This window comes from Agreia pratensis, assembly GCF_900177685.1.
In the GTDB taxonomy this organism is placed as follows: Bacteria; Actinomycetota; Actinomycetes; order Actinomycetales; family Microbacteriaceae; genus Agreia; species Agreia pratensis.
The window spans coordinates 150,245-158,888 of record NZ_FXAY01000006.1 but is presented as its reverse complement, the minus strand read 5'-3'; the positions used below and the strand labels follow the sequence as shown (position 1 = coordinate 158,888).

General features: G+C 65.7%; 7 protein-coding genes. 3 read left to right on the top strand and 4 right to left on the bottom strand.

The annotated features are described in order from the left end of the window. Positions 1-296: 296 nt before the first annotated feature. From B9Y86_RS15870 to B9Y86_RS15860, 3 genes are all read right to left on the bottom strand, one after another. Complete coding sequence (locus B9Y86_RS15870; protein WP_085487876.1) at positions 297-578, bottom strand: hypothetical protein; 282 nt, start codon at positions 576-578, stop codon at positions 297-299. Between the two features lie 26 nt (positions 579-604). Then, a complete protein-coding gene (gene ppk2, locus B9Y86_RS15865) occupies positions 605-1,549 on the bottom strand; it encodes a polyphosphate kinase 2 (protein WP_085487874.1) in 945 nt (314 codons plus the stop codon). Positions 1,550-1,662: 113 nt separating this feature from the next. Then, positions 1,663-2,151 carry a Dps family protein gene (locus B9Y86_RS15860; RefSeq protein WP_055774554.1) on the bottom strand — a complete coding sequence of 163 codons (489 nt, stop codon included), beginning with the start codon at positions 2,149-2,151 and terminating at the stop codon, positions 1,663-1,665. Positions 2,152-2,361: 210 nt separating this feature from the next. Between B9Y86_RS15860 and B9Y86_RS15855 the strand changes: the two genes are divergently transcribed. Genes B9Y86_RS15855 through B9Y86_RS15845 form a run of 3 tightly spaced genes read left to right on the top strand, consistent with a single transcriptional unit; the run spans position 2,362 to position 4,708 of the window. After that, positions 2,362-3,747, top strand: a complete 1,386-nt coding sequence (locus B9Y86_RS15855; RefSeq protein ID WP_176223393.1) for a sensor histidine kinase — start codon at positions 2,362-2,364, stop codon at positions 3,745-3,747. Positions 3,748-3,751: 4 nt separating this feature from the next. Next, positions 3,752-4,432, top strand: a complete 681-nt coding sequence (locus B9Y86_RS15850) for a response regulator transcription factor (RefSeq protein ID WP_085487872.1) — start codon at positions 3,752-3,754, stop codon at positions 4,430-4,432. Between the two features lie 21 nt (positions 4,433-4,453). Then, a complete protein-coding gene (locus B9Y86_RS15845) occupies positions 4,454-4,708 on the top strand; it encodes a hypothetical protein (RefSeq protein ID WP_085487870.1) in 255 nt (84 codons plus the stop codon). A 12-nt stretch (positions 4,709-4,720) separates the two neighbouring features. On the opposite strand, the gene B9Y86_RS15840 is transcribed toward B9Y86_RS15845, so the two are convergent. Beyond that, positions 4,721-8,545 carry an SCO7613 C-terminal domain-containing membrane protein gene (locus B9Y86_RS15840; protein WP_139824944.1) on the bottom strand — a complete coding sequence of 1,275 codons (3,825 nt, stop codon included), beginning with the start codon at positions 8,543-8,545 and terminating at the stop codon, positions 4,721-4,723. Positions 8,546-8,644 lie beyond the last annotated feature (99 nt).

The following is an 8,644-nucleotide window of genomic DNA, read 5'->3' as shown; positions in this document are numbered from 1 at the left end:
CCACATACGGGTCGGGCTCAAGGGGAGGGATCGTGGTGAACATACGAGAAGTCAAACAGCAGCCACCGACACCGGGTCGAGTCACGCATTCAATTGCTCATCAGGTGATTCGCCTGTGGATAGATGGTGGAACAAGGGTCCTGTGGAGGAGCGGACAGCAGTGGTTGGCGGGTGGTCTCGATACGGCCGCGGGCGGCCTACTCGACCAACGCGATGAGGGCGGGCGGCCTACTCGACCAACGCGATGAGGGCGGGCGGCCTACTCGACCAACGCGAAGGCAGCGCCGGACACGAAGTCAGCGGCGGGTCACGAGCGACCATGCTGCGCGGCGCAATTCGGGGTAGTCGAACGCGATCGACCGCAAGATCTCGAAGTTCGACAGCCTCGGCTCACCAGGCGTTCGGGCCTCGACGTGCTCAGTGCGCAGACCGATGACCACGCACTGATCTACCGTCGGCAGCTCGGGCAGGAAGTCCCAGGGGTCTTCACCCTCGCGGCAGCGAGCCTCGATGCCTGCATCGAGAACGTCGCGAGCCTCTTTGCGTAGCTGCGCGAGGTCGAGAAGATCTTTTTCCACCCGACAAGGCTACGCGAGGAAATCGATCAGCTGCCCAGTGGTGGCGGCGGAACTGCCGCTCCGGTCTTCTCGCCGCGCTCGTAGACCCGAGCAGCCGAACCCACGATGTTGCCATCGGGGGTTCCGACGATCTCGTGGTCTTTGTTCTCGTAGTCGAACAAGCTGAGCACATGGCGCATGGCCTCGAGTCTGGCGCGCTTCTTGTCATTGCTCTTGACCACGGTCCAGGGAGCCGTCGCGGTGTCGGTGGCGGCCAGCATCGCCTCTTTCGCCTCGGTGTAGTCGCCCCACTTGTCGAGCGAGGCGATGTCCATGGGCGACAGCTTCCACTGCCTGACGGGGTCTACCTGTCGAATGGCGAACCGCGTGCGCTGCTCGTCGGATGAGACAGAGAACCAGAACTTGACCAGATCGATGCCGTCGCCGACGAGCATCTCCTCGAACCTCGGCGTCTGGCGCATGAACTCGTCGTATTGGGCAGGCGTGCAGAATCCCATGACCCGTTCGACGCCGGCGCGGTTGTACCAGGATCGATCGAAGAGCACGATCTCACCGGAGGATGGAAGGTGCTTCACATAACGCTGGAAGTACCACTGTCCGCTCTCACGCTCCGACGGCTTCTCGAGCGCGACTGTTCGGGCGCCGCGCGGATTGAGGTGCTCGGTGAACCGCTTGATCGTTCCGCCCTTGCCTGCGGCGTCTCGGCCTTCGAAGACCACGACGAGACGACGATCGGATGCCTTGATCCAGTTCTGCAGCTTCAGCAGCTCGATCTGCAGTAGTCGTTTCGAGAGCTCGTACTCGTTCCTGTCCATGCGCTCGGCATACGGATATCCCTCGCGCCAGGTGTCGATCTGGGTGCCGTCTCGCGAGATGAGCACCGGATCGTCATCGTCTTCATCGAGCACGGTGTAGCCCGAGACGTCGTCGAGATCGGGCGGAAGTGCGTAGTGGCTCACGAGCTGGGTCATGGAGCATGACGCTAGCCGTCAGAGGCATCCGGTCGGTGTCCGCCGGGTGGACGCCGGGTTAACCACGACAGCCCTCCAGTGGATTCACTGGAGGGCTGTCGTTCGGACGGGATCTACTCGGCGATGTGCGCCGCGAGGAACCAACGCGACTTCTCGAGGCCGCGGGCGATTTCGAGAACGACGTCCTGGCTGGTGAGGTCGATGTCGTTGAGCTCGGTGATGGCCTTGCGAATGCCCACGAGCGTCGCGTCGATCTGCGCGACCATCGCGGCGATCATGTACTCGGACCGCTGGAAACCGGGCTCCATGGTGGGGATGACGGTCTTCGCGGCGACGGTCTCGATGCGAGCGTCGAGCGGAAGTCCGAGGGCGACGACGCGCTCGGCGGCGAGGTCGGCCCAATCCTGGGCGTGGCTCACGACGTTGTCGAGCAGCTCGTGCACGCCGATGAAGTTGGCGCCGCGCACGTGCCAGTGCGCCTGCTTGCCGTTGATGGCGAGGGCCTGGAGGTCGACGACGATCGGGGCGAGGAACTGGGCCGTAGCGGCTGCGACGTCGGGGCTTGTCGAGCTGGTGGGAACGGTGACGGTTGTGTTGGTCATTGTGTGACTCCTATCGTGTCTGACTCGTATAACCGTACTCAGCACAGATTGTTCCGCAAGCAAGCTGAGGCTGGGCTAACCCAGGTCTGACCGGGGGTTAACCCCCGGTCGATGCCGGATGCTCGTCGTATGTCGATGGGGCGACGTGACGGTCAGAGTTGAGGCATGACAACAGGCATAACAACAGGAATAACAACACAGACTCTCGACATGACACCGCAGCTGGACTCTGCCACGCTGGGCACGATGATCGACACCGACGGGCAGGCAGCGACGCAGAGCCGATTCCGCCGACGCTGGGCCAGAGTGCCCCGCGAACTGGGATTCCTGCTCGCCACACTTCCGGTGGTGACGATCGCGTTCGTCGTGCTTGTGACTTTGTTCTCGCTCGGCGCCTCGACATTCGTTCTCGTAGGCGGTGTTTTCGTCTTGGCCGCCGCCATGGTTGCGGCTCGATGGTTCGGTGCTGTCGAGCTCGTGCGTCTCGAAGCGGCTGGGATGCCGCGCATCGCTCGCCCCGCATGGAACACGGAGAGGCGCCCCGGGATCGTGGGCTGGCTCAGGCGCTATCTGGGCGATGGGCACTACTGGCTCTACCTGTTGCACGGGGGAGTCGTGAACTTCGCCGTAGGCGTGGCGACATGGTGCACCGCCATCACCTGGCTCATGACGGGCCTCGGCGGCGTGACCTTCGGCATCTGGTCACGATTTCTTCCCCCGCACGAAGCAGGCAATATCTGGATCAACAAGGTCGTCATCGAGTTCGTTGTGCCCGGTATTCAACTCGGCAACGACTCCGATGGTCTTCAGCGCAACGAGACGATCCTCTACACCCTCCTCGGTCTCGCGATGCTCGCGATGCTGCCGTTCGTCACTCACGGTCTCGTGAGAATCCACCAGGGGATCGCACGGGGAATGCTCGGTCGATTCGCCTCCGATGATCTCAAGCGTGAAGTCGCCGCATTGGGTGCATCCCGCGACGCAGCGGTCTCGGCCGAGGATCACGGCCTGCGCCGCCTCGAGCGAGACATCCACGACGGCCCGCAGCAGCGTCTCGTGCGGCTGCAGTTCGATCTCGCCAGCGCAGAGCGTGCGCTCGATTCGGATCCCGCCACAGCACGAGCCCTGCTCGAGGGGGCCAGGGAGCAGTCTCGTGAGGCGCTCGAAGAACTCCGCGACCTGTCGCGAGGCTTCGCCCCACCCCTCCTGCAGGACCGTGGTCTGGCGGCCGCCCTCGAATCGCTCGCCGTGCGCAACACCGTGCCGACAAGCATCCGGCTGTCTCTGGGGGAGTCTGAGATCGCACCCGAGGTCGAGCGCAGCGTCTACTTCATTGCGGCCGAGCTTCTGACCAACGTGGCGAAACACGCCGCGGCGACGACGGCCATGGTCTCGGCGTCGACCCGCGAATCCGAGACCGGGGAGCGCGTGCTGGAGCTCACCGTATTCGATGATGGCGTCGGGTCGGCGGCGGAGGCCGCAGGTCATGGGTTGGCAGGTCTGGCCGAGAGGGTGAGTGGATTGCGCGGAGAGATCTCGATCACCTCGCCCGAAGGCGGCCCGACGATGATCACGACCCGCATCCCCCTATCCTGAGGGGGTGAGCGATCGAGACGACAAGCCGCGGTCGGCCGGCAGAATCCGTCTCGTTCTCGCTGAGGACTCCCTCCTGCTGCGCGAAGGCCTCGTTCGGCTCTTCGCAGAGGCAGGGTTCGAGACGGTGGCCGCCTACGGCGACGCCGAGGCTCTGCTCGCAGATGTCGCCTCGGCTCGCCCCGACGTGGCCGTTCTCGATGTCCGGATGCCGCCGACATTCCGCGACGAGGGCGTGCGCGCGGCGCTCGATCTGCGTAGGCGGCATCCGGAGATCGGCATTCTGCTTCTGAGCCAGTACGTAGAGGAGACCTATGCGGTCGAGCTTCTGGCGGCTGGCGAAAGCGGGGTCGGGTACCTGCTGAAAGACCGGCTGGCGTCGCTCGACGAACTGCAGGATGCCGTGACCCGCATCGCAGGCGGCGGCACGGTACTCGATGAACAGGTCGTGCGGCATCTGCTCGGGCGGCGTCGCGACCCGCTGTCGACGCTCACGGCACGGGAGCGCGACGTGATCGCGCTGATGGCCGAAGGCCGAACGAATGCGGGCATCGCCGCCCAACTCGTCGTCGGAACCGGGGCCATCGAAAAGCACGTCTCGAGCATCTTCTCCAAGCTGGGCCTCGACGACTCCGGCACCGATCATCGCCGCGTTCTGGCCGTGCTCGCCTGGCTGCAGGCGTCGTGAATGCTCCGATAGTGTCGGCTCATGAGCGATGACCAGAGCGACCGGGCTTCCGCCGATGTCGAGTCGGATGTTCCCGAAGATAGCGATCCGTCGCATGCTGACCCCGAGGCCGCCTTCTACGATCAGGATGTCGTCGACCCGCAGACGCGCCGATTCGCGACTCGGGTGATCGGTCTTGGAGTCGTGATCGCGATCGGCCTCCTGTTCGGAGCGATCAGCCTCATCTGGCCTGACGCCCTCAGCGACGCCGTACGAGAGATGCAGGGCGCGCACTAGCCGGGTTGTGCGTCAGCGCAAGGACGAGATCGTGCCGACGAAGGATCTGAGGTTGCGCACCCGGTGTTCATATCGCGCGGCCAAGGCGATGAGGAGCGCGCCGCCGATTCCCAGCCAGATCCACCACGGTACGACCGAATAAAGTCCCTGGATCCAGGGCCAGGATTGAGCGAGCGCGTGTACGAGAAGCACAGTCCCGCTGACTATCAGCGGGGCTTGCCAGCGCAGGGTGATGGACACCGCGACGAGGGCGACCGAGAGCACGCCGAGGGCGATGACGCGCCAGAGTTCGGTGCTGCCGAAGTCGGCGAGGAGTGACGGGACCAGAAGCACGGCGATGCCTGGACCGAGATTCGGCCACGTACGGGCGGAGGCGTCACGGCGCACCGTGACGAGGCCCGACACGATCAGCGCGAGGCCGACGGGTGTGGTCGAGAGTTCGAACGGATGCGCCGCGCCCGTCACGAGGCCGGTGGCGCCGACGACGACCAGAACGCACAGGGCCGTGATCTGCGAGACGCGGTCGAGCGGTACCCAGCGGCGTACGGCGGCTGCGACCACGACACCGACGAACGTCGTGCTCACGACAGCCAGGCGAGTCGACGAGTTCGTCTCGGGAAGAGTGATCAGACACACGACCGAGATGAGACCGATGAGGGCGACGGCGGCGGGAACACCGAGCTGGGCGACGCGGAACGGCAGGGCGCGTCGTCTCGTCCATACTGCGGAGGTGACGACCAAGGCGATCACAGCGGGGAGCACCCAGATTTCGGGAAAGAGCACTCCGTCTTCGGAGACGATGGCGTCGCGCACGGCGCGCGCGAGGCCTATTGTGACGAGCACGGCGATGCTCGAGTACAGCGCACTGTCGCGCACGATGACGCCGCGAATGACGCGAGGCGCGAGGAGCGCCGCCGCCGTCAATACCGCTGCGATCACGAGCACGACGACGCCGCGAGTCGGGCGTTCGTCGGCGATCGACACCAGCGCGGAGGGGACGAGTGCGATCACGAGAGCCGCAGCGAACAGGGTCGACCTAACGGTCGCCACGCTCGCCGTCTGCGTGCTGAACACGGCGATGGCGGCCGTCAGACAGAGCAGCATGCCCGCCAACGGAAGCGTGTACGGTTCGACGTCGACCATGCCGCGGAATGCAAGGAATTGCCAGAGTGCTGCAGTGGCGAGGACGCACGAGAGCGCACCGCCGAAGCGTCTCGGCGACCGGCTCCTGAACGGGTTGCCGTCGGCGAACGAGACGATGATCGGCGTCACGGCGAGCAGAAGCAGAATCAGCCAGGTGCTCGCGTCGGCAGAGGCTATGCATCGGACGATACTCACGATCATGACGAGGGCAATCGCGCACTCCCATGCGATGCGCGCCGCCGAGCGAATGCCCGGCGATGCTCGGGTGAAGAGCACCGCCCCCAGAGCGGCCGACAGGATCGCGGCGACTGGTGCCGCGAGGTCGAGCATCAGTGCCGTCGACGATGCCGTCGCAGCGTCGGCGACGGAAGCGAGGGTTGCCGTCAGAGCGAGGGGCGCGAGTCCCGCCAAGGCGACGCGTTCAGCGGTGTGCGCCACCGAGCCACGAATCTGCCACACGATTGCTGCGACGGCGAGACCGAGCGGGATGGCGATACGCGCGCCGTGATCGATGGCGGAGGCGCTGCCCGCCACAAAGAGAACAAGCGAACTGATGGCCGCCGTGAGCAAGGCGACGACGGCTGCCGCTCGCAGGTCCCACGCGCCTCGGGATGCGCGGTCTATGCGGCTGCGGAGAGCCAGCGGCACCACGCACAGAAGGAGCACAGCGCCCGCGCCGGGAAGAGCGAAGAAGTCGGTCGGAGCGGGAAAGGGCGAACTCGCTGACAAGAGCGATGGGCGCCAGCCGGAGATCCACGGCATCAGCAGTGTCATCTCGACGAACAAGAACCCCGCGACGAAGCCTGTGAGAAGGGGGCGAACGAACGACGCGGCGGGAGTGCTCGGCGCGATGGCGAAGCGAGATACGACGATGAGCGCGGCGGTCGCGAGGGTGCCCGGGAGCCACAACGACGTGCTCGCGTGAGAAAGGATGACGACAGCGAACGTGGCGACGCCCAGCGCTATCGCGGCGGGGACACGCACGGCGGGGACACGTCGGCCCCGCGTCGCCAGAAGGGCGGCGAGCCCGGTGGTGGCGACAATCGCGTAGGCGAGGAGCGAGAGGAGGACGGTGCCCGCATGACTGGCAGCAGCGAGCAACGCCACACACGAAAGGCAGCCCACGAGTGCGCCGAGCGCACTCGGTAGCCGCGCGAGGCGGATGGCCACGGCTCCGAGGAGTGCAGCGACGGCCGGGGCAAGTACAGCAGCCCACGCTCCAGTCTCGGGAACGAAGCCGGCAGCGTCGCCCGGACGCGCCTGCCAGAGAAGATATCGCGGAAAAACGGAGCCGAGAATATGAATCGCAGCGAGGCCGACGCCCGGTAGCAGGCCGAGCGCGGCGACAATGAGCGCGGGGATCTGAGCATCGCGGCAGATACGGCTCGCGAGTTGTGTGGTTGAGGTGCGCGCACGAATCACGAGAGTGACGGCGACGATTGCTGCAGCGGTTCCCGGCGCCCACAGGTTCCACTCGGTCGAAGCGTGCCTGAATATCGCCACTGTCGGGGCAAGCGACACCGACAACCCCAGCATCACCGATGCTGCCCTGCTCCATGCGTGTGCACCGGACCCTGCGCGCAGTCGGAGAATGAACGCGCCCCAGACAATCGCCGACACCGAATACGACAGTGCAGATGAGCCGGGAACCTCGGGTAGGAGCAGCGCGGCGGGGATGAGCGCCGCAGTCATGGAGACGACGGCCACCCAGCGAACGAGGGCGGCCTCGCCCGAGCGCTCTCTGATCTGGGGCAGTGCGAGGGTCGAGGCGCCGGCGGCAACCAGACCCGCCCACAAGGCCAAGCCGGAGTCGACAGACCCAAGCGCACCGACCACGACGAGAGCGACGCCTGTCGGGGCGAGAAGTACGCTGCCGAGTCGTGCGAAGCGGAGCCTCGAGATGCGGTGAAGCGCCTCGAGCAGAGCGGACAGAGCGAGGAATCCGGCACCGGAGAAGAGAGCGGGGGTGATCGAGGCGGAACCGAATAACTCGGCGCCTCGAACGAATTCGAGCACACCGAGCAGGATCACCGTACCCGTCACCCCGACGCCCTCTGCCGTGGCAGGCAGGTGGCGGCGTTTCAACACCCAGGCGACGCCGAATACGACCAGTCCCGCGAGAGCGGTGACGACGACGCGCACCTCGACCGTGGCGAAAAGGTAGGCGACCGTCACGAAGAACAGCGCGAAGACAGAGAGGAGAACGATGCCTGTCACCAGCAGAAAGACCTGCACGCCGGAACGTCGAGGGCGCGAATCGGACGACTCGTGCGAGGGCGGGACCGTGGGCGCTGGAGTCGCTCCTGGAGGCGAGACGGTGCTCGGATGAGGTGAGACGGAGGGGAACGCGGGGAGCGGGGGAGCGATGGCCGTTGCGGCGGCCGCGCTCGCGGCATCCGGAACATATGTGGGCGCCGGTCGGGCCGGCGTCACAATCAGCTGCGCGGCGAGTTGCTCGTTCCACATGCGCTGGATCAGGTCACGTCGATGGCGTTCGGCATCGACGAGCGTGTGTGACGCGGCGATCAGTTCTGCGGCCAGGGGCACAGCCAATTCGAGGCCGCAGGAATGGCATCGGCTACTGAGGAGAACGGCGAAGCAGCGCGGGCAGAGAGTGGTGTCAGCGAAGGCCTGAGGTGTCGTAGGCCAAGCGGCTCCCGATGAGGGAACGGCGGCGGGCACGGGGTCTGTCATGTTCACAGCGTGTCAGACGTGGCGGATCGCGCGTGGCAGAAGCGTTCGATCTGTGGATGAGAAAAGGCCCCCGAGATATTCTCGGGGGCCTTGATTCAC